This window comes from Amycolatopsis sp. NPDC005961 (assembly GCF_040629235.1).
GTDB lineage: Bacteria > Actinomycetota > Actinomycetes > Mycobacteriales > Pseudonocardiaceae > Amycolatopsis > Amycolatopsis camponoti.
In genome coordinates this window covers 1-19,175 of the sequence record NZ_JBEXVF010000074.1, presented here as the reverse complement: position 1 = coordinate 19,175, position 19,175 = coordinate 1, and the positions used below count along the sequence as shown (strand labels likewise).

General features: G+C 71.8%; 21 protein-coding genes. 5 read left to right on the top strand and 16 right to left on the bottom strand.

The genetic code is table 11. The annotated features are described in order from the left end of the window. Positions 1 to 79 precede the first annotated feature (79 nt). From ABZ342_RS40760 to ABZ342_RS40740, 5 genes are all read right to left on the bottom strand, one after another. Positions 80 to 544, bottom strand: coding sequence for an SRPBCC domain-containing protein (locus ABZ342_RS40760; RefSeq protein WP_360485066.1), 465 nt, complete (start codon positions 542 to 544; stop codon positions 80 to 82). Continuing rightward, positions 541 to 861, bottom strand: coding sequence for a metalloregulator ArsR/SmtB family transcription factor (locus tag ABZ342_RS40755; RefSeq protein WP_155544013.1), 321 nt, complete (start codon positions 859 to 861; stop codon positions 541 to 543). Before ABZ342_RS40755 ends, ABZ342_RS40760 begins: the two co-directional genes overlap by 4 nt. Further along, complete coding sequence (locus tag ABZ342_RS40750; protein WP_360485062.1) at positions 861 to 1,247, bottom strand: VOC family protein; 387 nt, start codon at positions 1,245 to 1,247, stop codon at positions 861 to 863. Before ABZ342_RS40750 ends, ABZ342_RS40755 begins: the two co-directional genes overlap by 1 nt. 26 nt (positions 1,248 to 1,273) lie before the next feature. Next, complete coding sequence (locus ABZ342_RS40745; RefSeq protein ID WP_360485059.1) at positions 1,274 to 2,797, bottom strand: FAD-dependent monooxygenase; 1,524 nt, start codon at positions 2,795 to 2,797, stop codon at positions 1,274 to 1,276. A gap of 72 nt (positions 2,798 to 2,869) precedes the next feature. Further along, positions 2,870 to 3,487, bottom strand: coding sequence for a TetR family transcriptional regulator (locus ABZ342_RS40740; protein ID WP_155544010.1), 618 nt, complete (start codon positions 3,485 to 3,487; stop codon positions 2,870 to 2,872). Positions 3,488 to 3,640: 153 nt separating this feature from the next. Between ABZ342_RS40740 and ABZ342_RS40735 the strand changes: the two genes are divergently transcribed. Further along, positions 3,641 to 4,987 (top strand): MFS transporter, encoded by a 1,347-nt coding sequence (locus tag ABZ342_RS40735; RefSeq protein WP_360485055.1) that lies wholly within the window; start codon positions 3,641 to 3,643, stop codon positions 4,985 to 4,987. Positions 4,988 to 5,041: 54 nt separating this feature from the next. Here the strand turns inward: ABZ342_RS40735 and ABZ342_RS40730 are convergent, their stop codons facing one another. The 7 genes from ABZ342_RS40730 to ABZ342_RS40700 all read right to left on the bottom strand — a co-directional run bounded on the left by ABZ342_RS40730 (position 5,042) and on the right by ABZ342_RS40700 (position 10,610). Continuing rightward, positions 5,042 to 6,388, bottom strand: a complete 1,347-nt coding sequence (locus ABZ342_RS40730) for an SPFH domain-containing protein (RefSeq protein WP_360485142.1) — start codon at positions 6,386 to 6,388, stop codon at positions 5,042 to 5,044. Positions 6,389 to 6,479: 91 nt separating this feature from the next. Then, a complete protein-coding gene (locus ABZ342_RS40725) occupies positions 6,480 to 6,968 on the bottom strand; it encodes an SPFH domain-containing protein (RefSeq protein WP_155544007.1) in 489 nt (162 codons plus the stop codon). Beyond that, positions 6,965 to 7,399, bottom strand: coding sequence for an NfeD family protein (locus ABZ342_RS40720; protein ID WP_155544006.1), 435 nt, complete (start codon positions 7,397 to 7,399; stop codon positions 6,965 to 6,967). Before ABZ342_RS40720 ends, ABZ342_RS40725 begins: the two co-directional genes overlap by 4 nt. A gap of 84 nt (positions 7,400 to 7,483) precedes the next feature. Next, positions 7,484 to 8,296: a DUF3097 domain-containing protein gene (locus ABZ342_RS40715; protein WP_360485050.1), complete on the bottom strand. Its 813-nt coding sequence runs from the start codon at positions 8,294 to 8,296 to the stop codon at positions 7,484 to 7,486. Positions 8,297 to 8,347: 51 nt separating this feature from the next. Further along, entirely contained in the window at positions 8,348 to 9,232 is an 885-nt protein-coding gene (locus ABZ342_RS40710; RefSeq protein WP_360485047.1) for an aminoglycoside phosphotransferase family protein, read from the bottom strand. Beyond that, positions 9,217 to 10,032 carry an SCO1664 family protein gene (locus ABZ342_RS40705; RefSeq protein ID WP_155544003.1) on the bottom strand — a complete coding sequence of 272 codons (816 nt, stop codon included), beginning with the start codon at positions 10,030 to 10,032 and terminating at the stop codon, positions 9,217 to 9,219. Before ABZ342_RS40705 ends, ABZ342_RS40710 begins: the two co-directional genes overlap by 16 nt. 2 nt (positions 10,033 to 10,034) lie before the next feature. Continuing rightward, positions 10,035 to 10,610, bottom strand: a complete 576-nt coding sequence (locus ABZ342_RS40700; RefSeq protein ID WP_360485044.1) for a DUF3090 domain-containing protein — start codon at positions 10,608 to 10,610, stop codon at positions 10,035 to 10,037. A 76-nt stretch (positions 10,611 to 10,686) separates the two neighbouring features. Here ABZ342_RS40700 and ABZ342_RS40695 point away from each other — a divergent pair, with 76 nt between their 5' ends. Genes ABZ342_RS40695 through ABZ342_RS40680 form a run of 4 tightly spaced genes read left to right on the top strand, consistent with a single transcriptional unit; the run spans position 10,687 to position 14,208 of the window. Beyond that, positions 10,687 to 12,606 carry a prolyl oligopeptidase family serine peptidase gene (locus ABZ342_RS40695; protein ID WP_360485041.1) on the top strand — a complete coding sequence of 640 codons (1,920 nt, stop codon included), beginning with the start codon at positions 10,687 to 10,689 and terminating at the stop codon, positions 12,604 to 12,606. Next, positions 12,603 to 13,502: an LD-carboxypeptidase gene (locus ABZ342_RS40690; RefSeq protein WP_360485038.1), complete on the top strand. Its 900-nt coding sequence runs from the start codon at positions 12,603 to 12,605 to the stop codon at positions 13,500 to 13,502. The genes ABZ342_RS40695 and ABZ342_RS40690 overlap by 4 nt, the downstream gene beginning before the upstream one ends. Continuing rightward, entirely contained in the window at positions 13,499 to 13,903 is a 405-nt protein-coding gene (locus ABZ342_RS40685; protein WP_360485035.1) for a TIGR03668 family PPOX class F420-dependent oxidoreductase, read from the top strand. Before ABZ342_RS40690 ends, ABZ342_RS40685 begins: the two co-directional genes overlap by 4 nt. Before the next feature lie 41 nt (positions 13,904 to 13,944). Continuing rightward, a complete protein-coding gene (locus ABZ342_RS40680) occupies positions 13,945 to 14,208 on the top strand; it encodes a hypothetical protein (protein WP_360485032.1) in 264 nt (87 codons plus the stop codon). A gap of 64 nt (positions 14,209 to 14,272) precedes the next feature. Here the strand turns inward: ABZ342_RS40680 and mptB are convergent, their stop codons facing one another. The 4 genes from mptB to ABZ342_RS40660 all read right to left on the bottom strand — a co-directional run. After that, positions 14,273 to 15,808: a polyprenol phosphomannose-dependent alpha 1,6 mannosyltransferase MptB gene (gene mptB, locus ABZ342_RS40675; RefSeq protein WP_360485029.1), complete on the bottom strand. Its 1,536-nt coding sequence runs from the start codon at positions 15,806 to 15,808 to the stop codon at positions 14,273 to 14,275. Positions 15,809 to 15,880: 72 nt separating this feature from the next. Further along, on the bottom strand, positions 15,881 to 17,530 hold the full coding sequence (locus ABZ342_RS40670; protein WP_360485026.1) for an ABC transporter ATP-binding protein: 1,650 nt from the start codon (positions 17,528 to 17,530) through the stop codon (positions 15,881 to 15,883). Beyond that, positions 17,527 to 18,423 (bottom strand): ABC transporter permease, encoded by an 897-nt coding sequence (locus tag ABZ342_RS40665; protein ID WP_360485023.1) that lies wholly within the window; start codon positions 18,421 to 18,423, stop codon positions 17,527 to 17,529. Before ABZ342_RS40665 ends, ABZ342_RS40670 begins: the two co-directional genes overlap by 4 nt. Further along, on the bottom strand, positions 18,420 to 19,175 hold a 756-nt coding region (locus ABZ342_RS40660), incomplete at its 5' end, for an ABC transporter permease (protein ID WP_360485020.1). The genes ABZ342_RS40665 and ABZ342_RS40660, both read right to left, overlap by 4 nt.

Here is a 19,175-nt window from a genome sequence, read left to right as displayed (position 1 = left end):
GCTGGGGGTCACCGATCCGCCGGCCGCCACGGCCGATGACTTTCGCGGCAACGGTTCCGCGCTGCTCGGGGCAGGCGGCCTACTTCCGGTCGGCTCGGTGACGGGCCGGGTCGTCCAGGGCGTCCAGCACCCGGGCCAGTGCCCGCGGCACGTGGGAGCGCCAGCCGCCGCCCATGATGCGCCGGGAGACCCGCTGGAACTCGTCGTCCGGGTCGAACCCCTCGTGGCTCAGGAAGAGCCGGGTGCCGGTGCCTTCCGGTTCGAGCCGCCAGGTGACCGTCCACTGCGGACCCCAGCGGATGCTGAGCTTGCGCTCGGGCTCGACTTCGAGGACCTCGCACGCCACCGGGCCGCCGGCGAACCCGGCCGCGGGCACCGGCTCGGCCAGCAGCTGGAACCGGTGCCCCACCAGGGGCTTGATGTCGTTGGGCATGTTCATCCAGCGTTCCAGGAGGTCCGGTTCGGTCAGCGCGCGCCAGACCTTGCGGGCCGGGTGGGCGAGGAACTGGTCGACGTGGATCGCGGTCGGGTCGTCGTCGGTCACCGGTCGTCCTCCTCGTCGAGCAGGTCACGCAGGTTGGCGAGCTTGCTCCGCCAGAACCGCTCGTACGGCGTGAGCCAGTCGGCGACCTCTTCGAGCGGGGCGGCGTCGAGACGGTAGACGCGGTTGCGGCCCTGCCGCTGCTCGCTGACCAGGCCCGCCTCCCGCAGCACCCGAAGGTGTTCCGACAGGCTGGGCCGGGCCATCTCGAAGCGCTCGGCGATCGCGCCGGCGGCCATCGGGCCGTCCAGCAGCAGCCGCAGGACCTGCCGCCGGGCCGGGCTGGCCAGCGCGGCGAAGACGTCGTCGTTGACCGGCATCAGTTCGGGACGTTGCCGAAGTCCGACGGCTGCAGCAGGCCGAGCGTGTGGCCGTCGAGGTCCCGGAAGGACGTCGCGCGCCCCCACGGCCGTTCCTCCGGGTCGGCGACCTCGACGCCGGCCGCCCGCAACGTGGCGACGTCGGCGTCGAGGTCGGTGGTCTGCAGCTGGAAGTGCCGCGGGCCCGGCTCGACCCCGGTGACCTGCTGGTCGGTGAGCACCACGCCGGTCTTCGCGCCCTTCGGGACGACCATGACGAACCGGCCGCCTTCGGGCGTGCGGCGGTCGACGACGGCTTCGAAGCCGAGCTTGCCGACGTAGAAGTCCCGCGCGCGGGCGTGGTCGGCGACGGGCAGGGTCAGGAACTGCACGTGGGTGATCGTCATGCCCGCGACAATACGTAGGGGTTCTCCTACATGTCAACGGGGGTGCCGAACCACCGTTCGAGCGCCGCCCGCAGGGCCTTCCGCTCGGTGTCGTCGGGCTCGGCCGAGCTGGTCGCCCAGGCGACGTACCCGTCGGGGCGGATGAGCAACGCGGTCACGTCCGCCTCGGCCTGGCCGGTGACGAGGTCGACGCGGCCGGTCCAGCCGCGCAGCTCGTCGCCGAGTGAGCCGGTGAAGTCCAGCAGCAGCGGCCGGGCCGTCCGGGTCAGCTCGGCGAGCCGGGTGCCGTCGGCCAGCACCAGGTCCGGCGCCCACCGGCCGTCGAGCGGGTGGTCGGTGCCCGGTTCGTACCGGACGTCCGCGCCCGACATCAGGTCGGCGATGTGCTCCACCGTGCTCGGCAGCCGCAGCAGCTCGCCGAACAGCTCCCGCAGCGCCGTGACGTCGCGGCCCGGCGCGATCAGCGCGGACTGGGCCTGGGTGTGCATGACGACGCGCTCGGCGATCGGGCGGCGTTCGCTCTCGTAGGTGTCGAGCAGCCCGGCCGGCGCCCAGCCGTGCAGTTCGGCGGCGAGCTTCCAGCCGAGGGCGACCGCGTCCTGCAGGCCGAGGTTCAGGCCGGGCCCGCCGATCGCGGAGTGGACGTGCGCCGCGTCGCCGACCAGCAGTACGCGGCCGTCGCGGAACCGGTCGGCCAGCCGGGTGTTGCGTCCGCGCAGCCGCCGCAGCAGGTGCGGGCCGTCGCCCTCCGGCGGCCCGAGCGGCAGGGCGAAGCCGAGCACGCGCTCGATGCTCGCGCGCTGGTCGTCGAGGGTCATCGGTGGCTCGTCCGGGTCCTCCGCGGCGTCGGTCCACTCCGTGGTGGTGACGAGCGGCCTGCCGGGGAACGGCGCGTAGACGAACAGGCCGTTTTCGGTGCGGTAGTGGAAGAACGGCGGGATGACGCCGTGCCCGGGGACGCTCAGCCCGCCCGAAGGGGCATCGACGAACTCCGCGGGCACGGTGGCGTTCGCGGTCAGGGACAGGGTGCGGTCCTCGGTGACGCCGGGGAAGCCGATGCCGGCGAGCTTGCGGGTGACGCTGCGCCCGCCGTCGGCGCCGACGAGGTAGCGGGTGGTGAGCCGGCCCAGCCCGTCGGGACCGGTGAAGTCGACGGTGACGGCGCCGGCGTCCTGGGTCAGGCCGGTGAGCTCGTGGCCGCGGCGGATCTCGACGCCGAGTTCGGTGGCGCGTTCGGCGAGCATCGCCGCGACCTGGCGCTGGGGCACGCCGAGGATGTGCAGCGAGTTGCGCTCGGCCAGGGTGAGGTCCAGGCGCATCGCCCCGAAGACGAACGCGGGGACGGGCGGCCCGATCGGGCCGGCGAGGCGGTCGTGCAGCCCGCGGCGGTCGAGCAGGCGCACGACCTGGCCGACCAGCCCGTTGGCGCGGTTCTCCTCGGTGGGCTCGGGCAGCCGTTCCAGTACGAGCGGGCGGATGCCGGCGAGCGCGAGTTCGCAGGCGAGCATGAGGCCGTTGGGCCCGGCACCGGCGATGACGACGTCTTCCATGATGGAACTCCTTGCGGTGAAAGGGCATGACGAAGAAACCCGGCGACCCTGCCGGGCGTGGAGCGAGGGGGTTCAGCGCGGTTCGGGCAGGCCCGCGGCGAGCCGGCCGAACACTTCCCGGATCAGCTCTTCCAGCGGCCGCGGCGACTCGGTCCCGAGCCACTGCCGCGTGACGACGGCGAGCGCGGCGGCGACGGTACCCGCGACGAGCTGCGGGTAGACGTCCGTCTCGGCGTCGGTGCCGGTGCGTTCGGCGACGACCCGGGCGATCTCGGCCTCACCCGCCGCGCCGGCCTTGTGGAACTCGCCCTGCAGCGCGGGTTCCGCGACCATCAGCCGGATCCCGGCGAGCCACGACGGGTCGGGGACCCGGCCTTCGGTGACCGGCTCGCCGAGGGCGAACCCGGCCAGCGTGGCCGCGGTGATGGCTTCCCAGATCGGCTCACCGGCCGGACGCTCACGCAGTGCCGAGGCGATCGCGCGGCCGCGGTCGTGGTGGCGGGCCACGATGGCTTCGCCCTTGGTGCCGAAGTAGTTGCTGAACGTCCGGGTGGACACCCCGGCCTCGGCGGCGATGTCCTCGATCCGGACCTGGGCGTAGCCGCGTTCGACGGTGAGCCGGATGGCCGCCCAGCTCAACGCGATGCGCGTTTCCTGCTTCTTGCGCTCACGCAGTCCTCGGGCGTCCATGAGCCCACCATAGCGGAACTTGCAGATTCTGCAAAGTTGCATGATCTGCAAGTTGTTCATCACCGACCGGACGAGTTGGCGGTCATCGATCGCCTAAACCGTCGACGGGCGTCACACTGTTGTGTGACATCAGCCACCCGGAGGTGTTGCGAGATGGTCCTGGGCGACAACGGAGTCACGCACGAGGTTGAACCGGACAGCAAGTCCGGGAAAGTGCAGGTCAGGCGGGCGGCGCTGGCGAGCGCGATCGGCACGACCATCGAGTGGTACGACTTCTTCCTCTACAACACCGCGGCGGCCTTGGTCTTCCCGCACCTGTTCTTCCCCGCGTCGAGCGCCTACGCGGGCGCCATGCAGTCGTTCGCGACCTACGCGGTCGGGTTCGCCGCCCGCCCGGTCGGGGCCGCGATCTTCGGGCACTGGGGCGACCGGATCGGCCGCAAGGCCACGCTGATCGTCACGCTGCTGCTGATGGGCGTCTCCTCCGGCATCGTCGGGATGCTGCCCGGGACGGCGTCCATCGGGTTCGCCGCACCGCTGATCCTGGTGCTGCTGCGGCTGATCCAGGGCATCGCGATCGGCGGCGAGTGGAGCGGCTCGGTCCTGCTCGCGATGGAGTGGGGCGACCAGAAGAAACGCGGGCTGCTGGGCAGTTTCGCGCAGATCGGCGTCCCGGTCGGGCTGGTGCTGGGCACCGGCGGCATGACGTTGCTGTCGGCGACCCTCTCCCCCGACGCGTTCGACTCCTGGGGCTGGCGGCTGCCATTCCTCGCGAGCCTCGTCCTGGTCGCGGTCGGCCTGGTGATCCGGCTGAAGATCCTCGAAACGCCGATGTTCGCGAAGCTGATCGAGAACCGGCAGACCGCGCGGACCCCGGTGCTCGACGCGATCCGCCACCACTGGCGCGAGATTCTGCTCTCGGCCGGCGTGCGCTTCAGCGAGCAGATGCCGTTCTACCTGTTCACCAGCTACGTGCTGGTCTACGTCGTGTCGCGGCACGAGTTCAGCAAGACGTTCGTGCTCAACGCGGTCCTCGTCGGCGCCGCGTGCGAGCTGGCGATGATCCCGTTCTTCTCGTCGCTGTCGGACCGGATCGGCCGCAAGAAGGTGTACCTGGCCGGGGCGGTGTTCACCGGCGTGATCGCGTTCCCGTACTTCACGATCCTCGCGCACGGCAACCACGCGCTGGTGTTCGTCGCGGTCGTCGTGTCGTTCATCCCGCACGCGTTGCAGTACGGGCCGCAGGCGGCGCTGATCGGCGAGAGCTTCCCGACGCACCTGCGTTACGGCGGCGCGGGGCTGGGCTACCAGCTGGCGTCGGTGTTCGCGGGCGGGCCGGCGCCGCTGCTGGCGACGTGGCTGCTGCACCAGACCGGGACGCCGTACTCGATCTCGGGCTACATCATCCTGTCGGCGGTGGTCACCGTGCTGTGCGTGATCTTGCTGAAGGACCGTTCGAAGGCCGACATCGACGACGTGACCGTGTACCAGCGGAGCTGACGACGAAAGAGGGCCTCCCACCGAAGCCGGTGGGAGGCCCTCTTCACGTGCGTGTCAGCGGCGCGGGCCCTGGGGTCCGCCGAACGGGGGCTGCTGCGGGAACGGCCCGCTGCCCGGGTTCTGCGGGCCGCCGAACTGGCCCGGCGGCGGGGACTGCGGCTGGCCCTGGTAGCCCTGGCCCTGGGGCGGGCCGGCCGGGGACTGCGGCTGCGGCAACGCCGGCTGGCCGCTCTGCGGGGTCGGCGGCTGCTGCGGCGCGGGCGTGACCTCGGTGCCGCGTTCCTCGTCGGCCGGCTCCGGCTCGGGCTGCTGCTGGACCGGACGCGGGATCGCCGGCCGCGCGGGCGGGGCGCCGGTCGGCACCCCGAGGGCCGGGACCTCCTGGCGGGCCACGGCTTCCGCGGCCGCGACGGCCTCGGCGACCTTCGGGTCGCTCTTCGTCTCGAACCAGCTCGCGACCTCTTCGTCCTCGAGGTCGGGCTTGGCCGGGACGTCGTCGTCCTTCGGCGGCTCGTAGCGGAAGACGCCGTCGTCGCCCGGGGCGCCGAGCGCGCGGGCGAAGCCTTCGAGGGCCTTGCCGTAGTCGCTCGGGATCATCCAGACCTTGTTCGCGTCGCCCTGCGCCATCTGCGGGAGCGTCTGCAGGTACTGGTAGGCCAGCACCTCCGGCGTCGGGCGGCCGGCCTTGATCGCGGCGAACACCTTCTCGATCGCCTTCGCCTGGCCCTGCGCCTGCAGGTAGCGAGCGGCGCGCTCACCCTGCGCGCGCAGGATGCGGGACTGCCGCTCGGCCTCGGCCGCGAGGATCGTCGCCTGGCGGGCACCCTCGGCGGAGAGGATCTGGCTCTGCTTCTGGCCTTCCGCGGTCTTGATCGCCGACTCCCGCTGGCCTTCCGCGGTGAGGATCATGGCGCGCTTCTCACGGTCGGCGCGCATCTGCTTCTCCATCGAGTCCTGGATGGAGGGCGGCGGGTCGATCGCCTTGAGCTCGACGCGGCCGACGCGGATGCCCCAGCGGCCGGTCGCTTCGTCGAGCACGCCACGCAGCTGCGTGTTGATCGAGTCGCGTGAGGTCAGCGTCTGCTCGAGGCTCATGCCACCGACCACGTTGCGGAGCGTGGTGGTGGTCAGCTGCTCGACACCGACGATGTAGTTCGAGATCTCGTAGACCGCGGCGCGCGAGTCGGTGACCTGGAAGTAGACGACGGTGTCGATCGACACCGTCAGGTTGTCCTCGGTGATGACCGGCTGCGGCGGGAACGAGACGACCTGCTCGCGCAGGTCGATCCGGGCGCGCACCTTGTCCAGGAACGGCACCAGGAAGGTCAGTCCCGGCGAGGCCACCGTGCGGAACCGGCCCAGCCGCTCGATCACCGCCGACTGCGCCTGCGGCACGACCATGATCGCCTTGGCTACCGTGATGATCACGAAGAGAGCCAGTAAGACGACCACGACGATCGCTACTGTGGTGGTCAAGAGATCTTCCCCTTACCTAGTACCATTCTTGCGCGGTTGACGGTGTTCCGGGCGCCGCGGGCGGGCTCACCGCGAGCTTCAGCTCCCGGGTGACGATTCCCCAGCGTCCTGTGGTGTCGTGCAGGACCGTCCACACTGTACGGTGCAGGTCCCCCGGCGCGGTGACGGCGCGCTCGGCCGTGGTCAGGCTCGCTTCCTGCCGCAACGCCGTGGTGGTCAGCTGTTCGATCGCGATGGCCGGGTTGGTGATTTCGTACGTCGCCAGGCGCGGATCCGTGACGGCAAAAGTGACTTCGAATCCGATGTGGACTTCCCGCCCGTCGCCGGCCTCGATGACGCGGGGCGGCGCGGACAGGATCTGGTCCCCGAGGTCCACGCGCGCCCGGACGGTGTCGGCGAACGGCACCACGAAGTGCCGTCCGGGGCCGAGCACGGTGCGGAAGCGCCCGCCGCGTTCGATCACCGCGGCCCGGCCCTCGGGAACGATGACGAGCCCCAGGCTCACGGCTCGGCCGACACGACGGCGGTGGCACCGGCGATTTCGACGACGGTGACGGACGTGCCGGGTTTGATCGGTTCGTGGTGCTCCGAAAGGCTGCGCGCGGACCAGACGTCACCGGCCAGCTTCACCTGCCCGGCCTCGAAGTCCACTGTGGACAAGACGACCGCGCGGGCGCCGATGAGGGCCTCGATGCCGGTGCGGTGGCCGGTGCCGGCCAGGAAGCGCCGCTTCAGCGCGGGCCGGACCAGCACGAGCATCCCGACCGAGGCGACGGCGAACACGGCGACGTCGATGAAGATGTTCCCGGTGAGCACGTCGGCTCCGGCGCCGAACAGCGCGCCGACGCCCAGCATGATCAGCACGAAGTCACCCGAGAGGACTTCCGCGATCATCAGGGCGATGCCGACGATCAACCAGACCACTGCCCATGCCATGGCTCAATGCTCTCAGATCGCGCCGGTTCGCACCGGCACAGTGACTCGACGTGACCTACGCGTGACCTTGGACAATTCGGACATTCAGGCCTCTTCCGTCGGCTCGGTGACGAAGTCGATGAGGCGTTCCACGGCCCCGATGAGCGGGGTCTCGAGGTCGCGGAAACTGCTCACCCCGCTCAGGACACGTTGCCAGCCTTCGTAAGGTTGCCCCCAGCCGAGCGCGTCGCAGATGCCCTGCTTCCACTCGGTGCCGCGCGGGATCTTCGGCCACGCCCGGATCCCGACCGCGGCGGGCCGCACGGCCTCCCAGACGTCGATGTACGGGTGCCCGGTGACCAGCACGTTCTCGTCGTGGACGGCCTCGACGAGCCGGGACTCCTTGCTGCCCGGCACGAGGTGGTCGACCAGCACACCGAGCCGCCGGCCGGGGCCGGTGCCGAACTCGGCGATCCGGTCGGACAGCACGTCGACACCGTCGAGCGGCTCGACGACGACGCCTTCGACGCGCAGGTCGTGGCCCCAGACGCGTTCGACGAGCTCGGCGTCGTGCTTGCCCTCGACCCAGATGCGCGAGTCGCGGGCGACGCGCGCCTGCAGGCCCTGCACCTTCACCGACCCGGACGCCGACACCTGCTTGACCGGCGCCTTCACCGTCTTGACCGGCACCAGCGTCACCGGCTTGCCTTCCAGCAGGAACGCGGCGGGCTCGAGCGGGAACACGCGGTGGCGTCCCTTGCCGTCTTCGAGCACGACGTTGCCGTACTCGATCCGGATCACGGCACCGCAGAACCCGCTGGCCGGGTCTTCGACCACCAGCCCGGGTTCGGCGGGGACTTCCGGCACCTTCTTGCGGCGCCGGCCGGCGAGCACGTCGTCATAGGAATGGGAGCGCACGACCAGGCAACCTAGTGGGCCGGGGTACCCGGACGGGTCATGCCACGCCGGTCAGCGCGCCAACTCCAGGACCGCGTCGGTGAACGGCGTCCGTTCGCCGCGGCGCAACGGCGAGAGCGCGACGAGCGGGGCCATCGCGACGCACCAGGCCCGGACCCGTTCGGCGTCGAAGTCCGTCACGTGCGGGGCGAGCGCGGTGAGGCCGTCCTCGATCGTGCCGCCCTTCGCCATCGGGACGAACATCCAGTCGATCGCGTCGAGCGAAGGGTCGCCGAGGCCGGGGCGCGGGTCGATGGCGACGGCGCCGCGACCGGGTCCGGCGTCGAGGACGTTCGCGGGGTGGAGGTCGCCGTGAATCAGCGTGACCGGTCCGCTGGTGGCGAGCGCGAGCGCCCGCTCGCGGCCCTTCTGCAGGACTTCGGCGCTCAGGTGCTCGGCGGCCGGGGACTCGCGGCGGCGGCGTTCGGAGAGGGTGAAGATGAACTCGATGCCTTCGGCCAGGCTCCGGAACTCCCCGGCCGGATCGACGGAGTGCAGCTGGTCGAGCATCTCGCCGATCTGGGCCCACGGGACGTCGCTGTCGAGCTGGGTGCCCGGCACCAGGCCTTCGAGCAGGATCGCGTTGGCGTCGAGGTCGGCGTCGAGCACCTGGACGACGCGGGAGCAGCCCGCCCAGGCCCGCAGCCCGGTGACCTCGAGCCGGGCGACCTCGGGATCCGGGGTCAGCTTGAGAACGCGCAGGTCACCGCCGGGACCGGTGCACAGCAGGGTGCGGCCGGTGTTGCCGGGCCGCGCCTCGCGCACTTCGAGGTTCCACGTCGCCGTCAGCCGGGCGACCAAGCCGGGAAGCGCGTCGCACCACGGCTCGGCCAGCTCCGCGCCGAAGCGGTCGACCAGCCGGGCGCGGGCCGCGTCGTCGATCAGAACAACGGCCACGGGATCGCGCGCCAGTCGTCGCCCGGTTCGGGGAAGATGCCCTCGGTCAACAGCAGGTCGGTGCGTTCGGCCAGCGCCCGGATCTCGAACTTGGTGATGTGCTCGGCCAGCGTCTTGCCGAGGCCGCCGTCGAGCTCCGAGCGCAGCTTCCGCAGCTTCTCGACGGTGTCCGGCGGCACCGGCTCGCCGATCCAGCCCCAGAGCACGGTGCGCAGCTTGGGATCGGTGTGCAGGCAGATGCCGTGGTCGACGCCGTAGACGCGGCCGTCGAGGCCGGGCAGCAGGTGCCCGCCCTTGCGGTCGGTGTTGTTGACGACGATGTCGAGCACGGCGAGGTCGCGCAGCCCGGGGTGGTCGGCGTGGGCCAGCACCGCGGGTTCGCCGAGCCGGTCGTGGGCGTGCAGCACCTCCCGCCAGCCTTCGGGGACCTCGTCCGGCGGGAGGACTTCGACGACGTCGTCTTCGGTGGTTTCGATCCACAGCTGGACCATGCCGGGGCCGAACGGCCCGTCACGCAGCACCGTCGGCGGGATCGCGCCGACGCCGGCGGCCTCGCTGATGATCGCGGTCGCGACCTCGCGCCCGGCGAGGGTGCCGTCGGGGAAGTCCCACAGCGGCCGCTCCCCCGACACCGGCTTGTACACGACGCGGCCGGTGACGCCGTCGAGCTCGATGGCGCAGAAGAGCGTCACGTTGGAGGCGTCGACCAGGCGTCCTTCGACGTCGATGCGGCCGTGGGTGACGAGTTCGCGGGACGCGGGGTCCGCCGGGTCCGGCTGGTCCGCCGGCGAGTCGGCCATGGTCAGTCTTCGTCCGCGTCGGTTTCGCGCCGGTAGCCGTTCTGCCGAGGGCAGATGTGCCCGTTCGGGTCGAGCGGCTCCCCGCACAGCGGGCAGGGCTTGCGGCCGGCGTTGACGACGCGGTCGGCTCGCTCGGCGAAGGCGCGGGCGGCGGCCGGGGTGAGGAAGACGCGGACGGCGTCCGGACCCTCCTCGGTGTCGTCCAGCACGACCGTCTCGTCGACCTCGCCCTCGGTGATGGCGAGCAGCTCGATGACGACGGCGCTGCTGTCGGCGTCCCAGCCGAGACCCATGGTGCCGACGCGGAACTCCTCCTCGACCGGCACGGTGAGGGGGTCGACGTCGAGCTGGTCGTCGGGGACGTCGTCGGGTACGTCGGCACCGAAGCGGCTGGCGACCTCTTCGAGCAGCGAGCCGAGGCGTTCCGCGAGGACGACGACCTGCTGCTTTTCGATGGTGACGCTGATGGTGCGCACGTCCTCGGAGGCCTGGAGGTAGAACGTGCGATCGCCGGGCTCGCCGACGGTGCCGGCGACGAAACGATCCGGCTGGCGGAAGACGTGGATTACGCGAGACATAGCACTGTCGACCCTATGCCACGGACGCATGATCGGCATCCGCCGCCCCTGCCGTGCGGGCCGCTAGCCTCTGGGGGTGTCTCGGATCTCCCCGTACGGAACCTGGTCCTCACCCATCACCGCCGCCGAGGTGGCCGCCGCCGGCGGCGGCCCGCAGTGGCTCGACGTCGTCGGGGACGAGGTGTGGTGGGCCGAGGCGCGGCCCGGTGAGCAGGGACGAGTCGCCCTGGTGCGAGCGGTGCCGGGCGGTACCGAGGACGTGCTGCCCGCGCCGTGGAACGTCCGCAACCGGCTGCACGAGTACGGCGGGCGGCCGTGGACCGTCGTCGAAGGTGTGGTGGTGTTCACGCACTGGGCCGATCAGCGGGTTTACGCGGTGAGCGAAACCGGTGTGGTGCCGCTGACACCGGAGCCCGCGGAGCCTCAGGGCGTCCGGTACGGCGACCTGCGGGCCGGGCGGCCCGGGGAGGTGTTCGCGGTCCGCGAACGCGCGGTCGGGCCGCGGCCCGCCGACATCGAGCGGGAGCTGGTGGCGATCGCCCTCGACGGCGGCCCGGAACGGGTGCTGGCCGCCAGTCACCACTTCCTGACCGTGGCGAAGCTGTCGCCGGACGGGCGGCACGCGGCGTGGTTCGGCTGGGACCACCCGGCGATGCCGTGGGACGGGACCGAGCTGTGCGTGGCCGCCGTCGCCGAGGACGGGTCCTTCGGTCCGCACCGGGTGCTGGCCGGCGGCGCGGACGTCTCGGCGTGCCAGGTCGAGTGGGAGACGCCGGAGACGCTGCTGGCGCTGCTCGACCCGGACGGCTGGTGGAACCTGCACCGCGTCGGGCTCGACGGGGCGCTGACGAACCTCGCGCCGGTCGAGCGGGAGCTGGGCGGGCCTCTGTGGAAGGCCGGTTCGCGGTGGTTCGTCCCGCTCGGCGGCGGGCGGCACGCGGTGCTGACCTCGGGACGGCTCGCCGTGCTCGACGAGGCGGACGGCTCGGTGACGCCGGTGGCCGAGGAGCTGACCGCGTGGTCGTCGACGGGGTTCGCGGTCTTCGGTGACGGCGTCGCCGGGGTCGCCGGCGGCCCGGTCCGCGAGGCCGCCGTGGTGGAGGTCTCCCTCGACGGCGCGGTACGGGATCTGACGCCGCAACCGGAGCTGCCGGCGGCGTACCTGCCGGTGCCGGAGGAGCGGGTGTTCACGACGGCGGACGGCGAGGCGGTGCCGGTGGTGCTGTACCGGCCCGCGAACCCGGACTTCGCGGCGCCCGAGGGTGAGCTGCCGCCGCTGCTGGTGCACGTCCACGGCGGCCCGACCGGGCAGTACCTGCCGATGCTGGATCTGGAGCTGGCGTACTTCAGCAGCCGCGGCATCGCGGTGGCGGCGGTGAACTACGGCGGGTCGACCGGTTTCGGGCGGGCCTACCGGGAGCGGCTGCGGGAGCAGTGGGGCGTGGTGGACGTCGCGGACTGCGTCGCGGTGGCCGAGGCGCTGGTGGCGGCCGGGCTGGCCGACGGCGACCGGCTGGCCATCCGCGGCGGCAGCGCGGGCGGGTTCACCGCGGCGGCGTCGCTGACCACGACGAAAACCTACCGGGCGGGCACCGTGATGTACCCGGTCCTGGACCTGGCCGGGTGGACCGGCGCGGGCGGCGACACGCACGACTTCGAGTCGCGGTACCTGGACGGGCTGGTCGGGCCGCTCCCGGCGACGCGGCAGCGGTACGTCGAACGGTCGCCGCTGGCGAACTCGGCGTCGCTGGCCGGGCCGGTGCTGTTCCAGCAGGGGCTGGAGGACCGGATCTGCCCGCCCGAGCAGGCGGACCGGTTCGTGGCCGGGCTCGCCGGGCGCGGGATCCCGTACGCCTACCAGCGGTTCCCCGGGGAGCAGCACGGGTTCCGGCAGGCCGCGACGATCGTGGCGGCGCTGGAGGCGGAGCTGTCGTTCTACGGTCAGGTGCTCGGGTTCGAGACGCCGGGCGTCGCGCGGCTGGAGCTGTCGAAGTGAGGCCGCCGCGCCTGCGGGCGGGTGACACGGTGGCGCTGGTGGCGCCGGCCGGGCCGGTGCCGGCGGACCTGCTGGAGAAGGCGGTGCCGGTGCTGCGCGGCTGGGGCGTCGAGGTGCGGATCGGGCCGTGCGTGCGCTCTTCACCCGGATCCCCGGGGTACTTGTCCGGTTCGGACGCCGCGCGGGCGGCGGAGTTCACCGAGGCGTGGCTGGACCCGGGGGTGCGGTGCGTGCTGGCGGCGCGGGGCGGCTACGGCGTGCAGCGGATGCTGGACTTGGTGGACTGGGCGGCGTTGCGCGAGGCGGGGCCGAAGGTGCTGGCCGGGTCGTCGGACATCACGGCGCTGCACCAGGCGGTGGACGTCCACTTGGGACTGTCCAGTTTGTTCTCCCCGATGCCGGCGAGCGTGCTGTTCGACGACTTCGCGGTGGAGCACCTGCGGCGCACGTTGTTCGACCCGGAGCGGAACCTGGTGGTGCGCGGCGGTTCGGCGCTGGTGCCGGGCCGGGCGTCGGGCCGGTCGACCGGCGGGAACCTGTCGCTGCTGGCGGCGGGGATCGGGACACCGGAGCAGGGTTCGGCGCGGGACGCGGTGGTGCTGCTGGAGGACGTCACGGAGAGCGTGTACCGGCTGGACCGGATGGTGACGCAGTTGCTGCGCAGCGGCTGGTTCGAGGGGGTCCGCGGCATCGTGCTGGGATCGTGGGCGGCGTGCGGCGATCCCGCCGAGGTTCGCGCGCTGCTGCTGGAGCGGCTGGGCCCGTTGGGGGTGCCGATGGTGGAGGAGTTCGGCTTCGGGCACGTGGCGTCGTCACCGACGTTGCCGCTGGGGGTGCCGGTGTCGCTGGACGCGGACCTGGGGACGTTGACGTTCGACTCCCCCGCGCTGACATGACGCCGGACGAGGCCCGCGAGCGCTTCGCCGCGGCACGGGTGGCGCGCCTGGCGACCGTCTCCTTGGCGGGAGTACCGCACCTGGTGCCGGTGACGTTCGCGGTGCGGGGTGATCAGGTGGTCTTCGCGGTGGACCACAAGCCGAAGTCGACGACGTCTCTGCGGCGGCTGGCGAACATCGCATCGAACCCGGCGGTGTGCTTCCTGGCGGACGCGTACGCCGAGGATTGGTCGCAGCTGTGGTGGGCTCGGGCGGACGGCACCGCGCAGGTGCTGCCGCCGGGTGCCGAGCCGGTTTCGTGGCTGGTGGCGAAGTACTCGCAGTACGCGGAGCGGCCGCCGGAGCACGCGGTGGTGGTGACGGAGATCCACAAGTGGAGTGGCTGGTCGGGCTCGGCCTGAATTCGCTACCCGACAGTGGGCCGGCGTGGCATCGTCCGGCCATGGCTTACGAGGAGCGGGAGCACGCCGGGCGCTTCTACGGGGTGCAGTTCACGTACGCCCTGCCGGAGGACGCCTGGTTCGTCGAGCTGACCGACATCACATCCGGTCGCATGATCATGACGGGAGTCGTGCCCGACGAGGATCCGTCAGTGGAGCCGACCGTGCGCCTGCACGCACCGGAGGAGTACCGCGTCCCGCACGAGATCATGGTGTGGTTCATGGCGAAGGTCGCCGAGGAGATCGCGCGCAGCCGCCCCGCCTAGGAGGAGTTGTCCCGGCAAGCCAGGTGAGTTCGGCCTGGCAGGAACTGCGTAGGCAGGCCGCGCCCTAGTCGCGGAGGAACTTCTCCGGGCGGCGCCACGCGTCGATCAGGCCCAGCGGGTCCGGGCGCAGCAGCGACGCCGCCGAGTACAGGCTCGCCACCACCACCAGCGCGATGAACCACCAGTCGTACAGGGCCTGCTCGCCCGTCGGGTAGTACACCAGCGTCACGAACACCGATACGGCCACCACCAGCGCCAGGTGACGCGGCTGCCACTTGAACGCCGACAGGAGCACGAAACCCCAGGTCAGGTACCACGGCAAGGTCGGGGGCATGAGGATCGCCACCGCGAGCAGGGAGATACCGGCCCGGTAGACCGCCTCCGTGCCGCCGCCTCGTCCCAGCCACCACTGGCGGATGCCGAACGCGATCAGCACGAGCATGCCGGCCGCGCGGGCGACCGTCACGAACGGGGAGACCTGGACGTCCACCACGATGTGGACCAGGTTGTAGAACACCTCGCCGATGCCGGTGGGGATGTTCAGCCAGTTCGCGATGAGCTGCGGGGCCTTGAGGCCGGACCACCAGCCCATGTTCAGCGAGCCCAGCGAGATCCACGTGCCCGCGACGAACACCGGCAGGAACAGGCCCACCGAGGCGGCTCCGGCGCGCAGGAAGTTGCGGACCTTCGACTCGCCTTCGAGGTGGTTGGCCCACATCCAGACGATGAAGGGCAGCGCGATCGCCGCCGTCGGCTTGATCAGCATGCCGATCGTGACCAGGACGACCGCGACGACGTGCTTCTTCTCCAGGGCGGCGAGGACGCCGATGGTGAGGAACGCGAGCATCATCAGGTCGTTGTGCGGGCCGCCGAAGAGGTGGATCACCATCATCGGGCTGGCCACCGCGAGCCACAGCGCGACCGGGAGCTTGCCACCGAGGTGCTTGACCAGCCGCGGGAGCGCCCACAGGGTGCCGGCCAGGCCGACCAGCAGGACCAGGCGCATGAGGATGACGCCGAGGATCATGTTGTCGCCGGTGGTGGCGACCACGCCCTTCGAGATCAGCAGGAACAGCGGGCCGTACGGCGCCGGTGTCGTCTGCCAGAGCGGGTGGACGTTCTGCACGACGTTCGGCAGGACGTCCAGCTCGGCGGGGCCGTTGGCGTACGGGTCGAGCCCGTACAGCAGCTGCGCGCCCTGGCCGAGGTAGGAGAAGACGTCACGGGTGAACAGCGGCGGCGAGACGATCAGCGGCGCCATCCAGCACGCGGCGGCGACCAGGACGGGACGGCTGCCGACGCGGCCGAGCAGCACGTAGCGGCCGAGGCGGACCCAGGCCCACACGACGAGGCCGAAGCCGGTGTAGAGGACGGCGTTGGCGAGCATGCGCCCGTGGCCGTAGCGGATCCACGAGAGCGGGCCGTGGCCGAGCACGGGGTCCTTGATCAGGATGCCGCCGGCGCCGAACGCGGCGAGCATGAGCAGGGTGCTCCCGACCGTGCCCATCGCGATGGTGCGGTACGGGAATCGCGAAGGCGTGAGGAGCCGCTCGGCCAGCGTGGCCGAGGGCGTCTGCGCGGGGTCGGTGGTGGTCGCCATTTCCGTTCGGAGGTTACACACTGCGCCCGGGCGGGCTTTCCGCAGTGTCGGTTTTCCGGTGTCCCGGCGGGGTCAGCTCGCGACGGTGCGTCGCTGGGCGGTCCCGCCGGGCAACGCGGCCAGCAGGGACTTCGTGTACTCGTGCTGCGGGTCGAGCAGGACCTGTTCCACCGTCCCGGTTTCGACGAGCTCGCCGCGGTACATCACCGCGACGCGGTCGGCGATGTTCCAGGCCAGGCCGAGGTCGTGGGTGATCACCAGCGCCGCCAGGCCCAGCTCGCGGCGCAGCCGCAGCAAGAGCCCGAGGATTTCGCCGCGCACGGAGGCGTCCAGTGACGCGACCGGCTCGTCGGCCACCACCACCGACGGCTCCAGCGCGAGCGCCCCGGCGATGACGACGCGCTGGCGCTGGCCGCCGGAGAGCTGGTGCGGCAGCCGGTCGGCGTACTTCTCCGCCGGCCGCAGTTCCGCGGCCTCCAGGGCGCGGTGGACGACCGCGCGCTCGTCGGCCAGCTTGTGGATCCGCGGCCCTTCGGCGACGGCCTCGTACACGGTGTGGGCCGGGTTGAGCGCGCTGGTCGGGTCCTGCAGGACGAGCTGGACCTGACGGCGGTACGCCTTGAGCCCGGCACCGCCGGAGGGCACCGGGTTCCCGGCGTACCGGACGACGCCGGAGTCGGGTTTCTGCAGGCCGAGCAGGGTGCGGGCGAGCGTGGTCTTGCCGGAGCCGGACTGCCCGACCAGGGCGACGATCTCGTCCCGCGCCACCGTGAGGTCGACCCCGGCGACGGCGTCGATCCGCTTGCCGGTGCGGTCGCGGAAGGACACCCGCAAGTTCTCTGCGGCCAGCAGCGGCTCTCCCACCGCCCGTTCCGGAGGTTCGGGTGGCAGCGGCGTGCTGGTGGCCGGCGCGAAGCGCGACACGGGGTCGCCGACGGTCGGGAACGCCGCCGCGAGCGCCCGGGTGTGCTCGTGCTTCGGGGCGGCCATCACCTCGGCGCTGGGGCCTTCTTCGACGATCTGCCCGTCGTACATCACGGCGATGCGCTTGCAGGTGGCGGCGAGCACGGACAGGTCGTGGCTGATCATGATGAGGCCGATGTCCTGCTCGGCGACCAGCCGGGAAAGCAGGTCGAGGACCTGGGCCTGGACGATGACGTCGAGGGCGGTGGTGGGCTCGTCGGCGATGATCAGCCGGGGCGAGCAGGCCAGCGCCATCGCGATCATGACGCGCTGCTTCTGCCCGCCGGACAGCTCGTGCGGGTAGGCGCCGGCGCGGCCCGGGGGCAGGTCGACCTGGGTGAGCAGCTCGGCGACGCGGGCGTCGACTTCGGCGTCGGTCAGGGACTTCCCCGACGGCGGGTGCAGCCGCAGCGGCTCGGCGATCTGGTCGCCGATCTTGCGGACCGGGTTGAGGGCGTGCATGGCCCCCTGGAACACCACCGACGCCTCGGCCCAGCGGACCGCGCGCAGGCGGCCCCACTTCATGGTGGTGACGTCTTCGCCGTCGAGGACGATCTCGCCGGTGATCTTCGCCGTGCGCGGCAGCAGGCGCAGGACGCTCATCGCGACGGTGGACTTGCCCGAGCCGGACTCGCCCGCGACGCCGAGGGTGCCGCCGGGGTCGAGGGTGAGGCTGACGCCGCGGACGGCGGGGACGTCCTGCTCGCCGACCGCGTAGGTGACGTTGAGGTCCTTGAGCTGCAGCAGCGGGGTGGTCACTTCTTCAACCTCGGGTTGAGCACGGTCTCCAGTCCCCGGCCGACCAGGGTGAAGAAGAGGACGACGAGCACGATCGCGATGCCGGGCGGGAGCACGTTCCACCAGGCGCCGCGGCTGATCGCGCCGTTGTTGAGCGCGCTCTCCAGCACCAGGCCCCAGGTGACGGAATTGGGGTCGCCGACGCCGAGGAACGACAAGGTCGCGTCGGCGATGACGGAGTTGCCGACCACGAGCGTGGTGTTGGCCAGCACGAGCGGCATGACGCCGGGCAGGACGTGCTTGCCGATCACGTGCAGGTGGCCGCCGCCGAGGGCGTGGGACCGCTCGATGTAGGGGCGGCTTTCGATGGTGAGGGTCTGCGCGCGGACCAGGCGTGCGGTGCTGGGCCACGCGGTGAGGCCGATGGCGATGATGATCGTGCCGACGCCCTTGGGCAGCACCGCCGAGAGCGCGATCGCGAGGATCAGCGACGGCAGGACCAGGAAGAAGTCGGTGAACCGCAGGAGCGTGGCCGACACCCAGCCGCCGAAGTGCGCGGCCGTGATGCCGATGAGCGTGCCGATGATGACTGACAGCAGCGCGGCGGAGAACCCGACGAGCAGGGAGATCCGGCTGCCCCAGACGGTCATCAGCAGCACGGACCGGCCGAAGTTGTCGGTGCCGAGCCAGAACTCGCTCGTCGGCGGGGACAGCGGCTGCCCGGTGGCCTTGGTGACGTCGAGGCCGCTTTCGTCGCTGATCAGCGGCAGCAGCAGGGCGACGACGACGGTGGCGCCGAGCAGGATCAGCCCGATGAGCGCGGCGCGCTGCGCGGCGAACTCGTGCCAGGTCCGGGCGATCGAGGCGCGGCGGCGGCTCCACGCGATCTGCCGTGGCGTCTCGGCGGTGGTCATGAGGTACGCACCCTGGGGTCGAGCACGCGGTAGAGCAGCTCCGCGAGCAGGTTCATCAGCACCACCGCGCTCGCCAGCACGGTGAACACGCCTTGCAGCACCGGCAGGTCGGGGCCGTGCAGCGCGTCGTAGGTGAGCTGGCCGAGGCCGGGCCAGCTGAACACGGCCTCGACGGTGACCGCGCCCGCGACGACCGCGCCGAACTGCATGAACACCAGCGTGGTGGTCGGCAGCAGCGCGTTGGGGACGGCATGGCGCTTGCGGACGAGGTCGTCGCGCAGGCCCTTGGCGCGGGCGGTGGTGAGGTAGTCGGCGTTCATCTCCCCCAGCAGCGACGACCGCATGATCAGCATGTACTGGGCGTAGAACACCGCCAGCAGCGTCACGCACGGCAGCACCAGGTGGTGCAGGACGTCGAGGGTCTGGGAGAGGACGTCGGGCGCGGCGTCCGGGGAGTGCATGCCGCGGCTGGGGAACAGGCCGTTGGTGACCACGAGCAGCATCAGGCCGAGCCAGAACTGCGGGACCGACCAGAGGGTCAGCGCGATGCCGGTCTGGGCGCGGTCGAAGAGGCTGTCGCGGCGCCAGGCGGCGCGGATGCCCAGCCACAGGCCGATGATGACGGCGAGGACGGTGGCGCTGCCGACGAGCAGGATGGTCGGCGCGCAGCAGCACCGTCGGGCCCTCGCCGTTGCGCAGCACGCCCAGCACCCCGGTGCCGGCGATGCCGGTGTGCACCTCGTAGCCGTCGC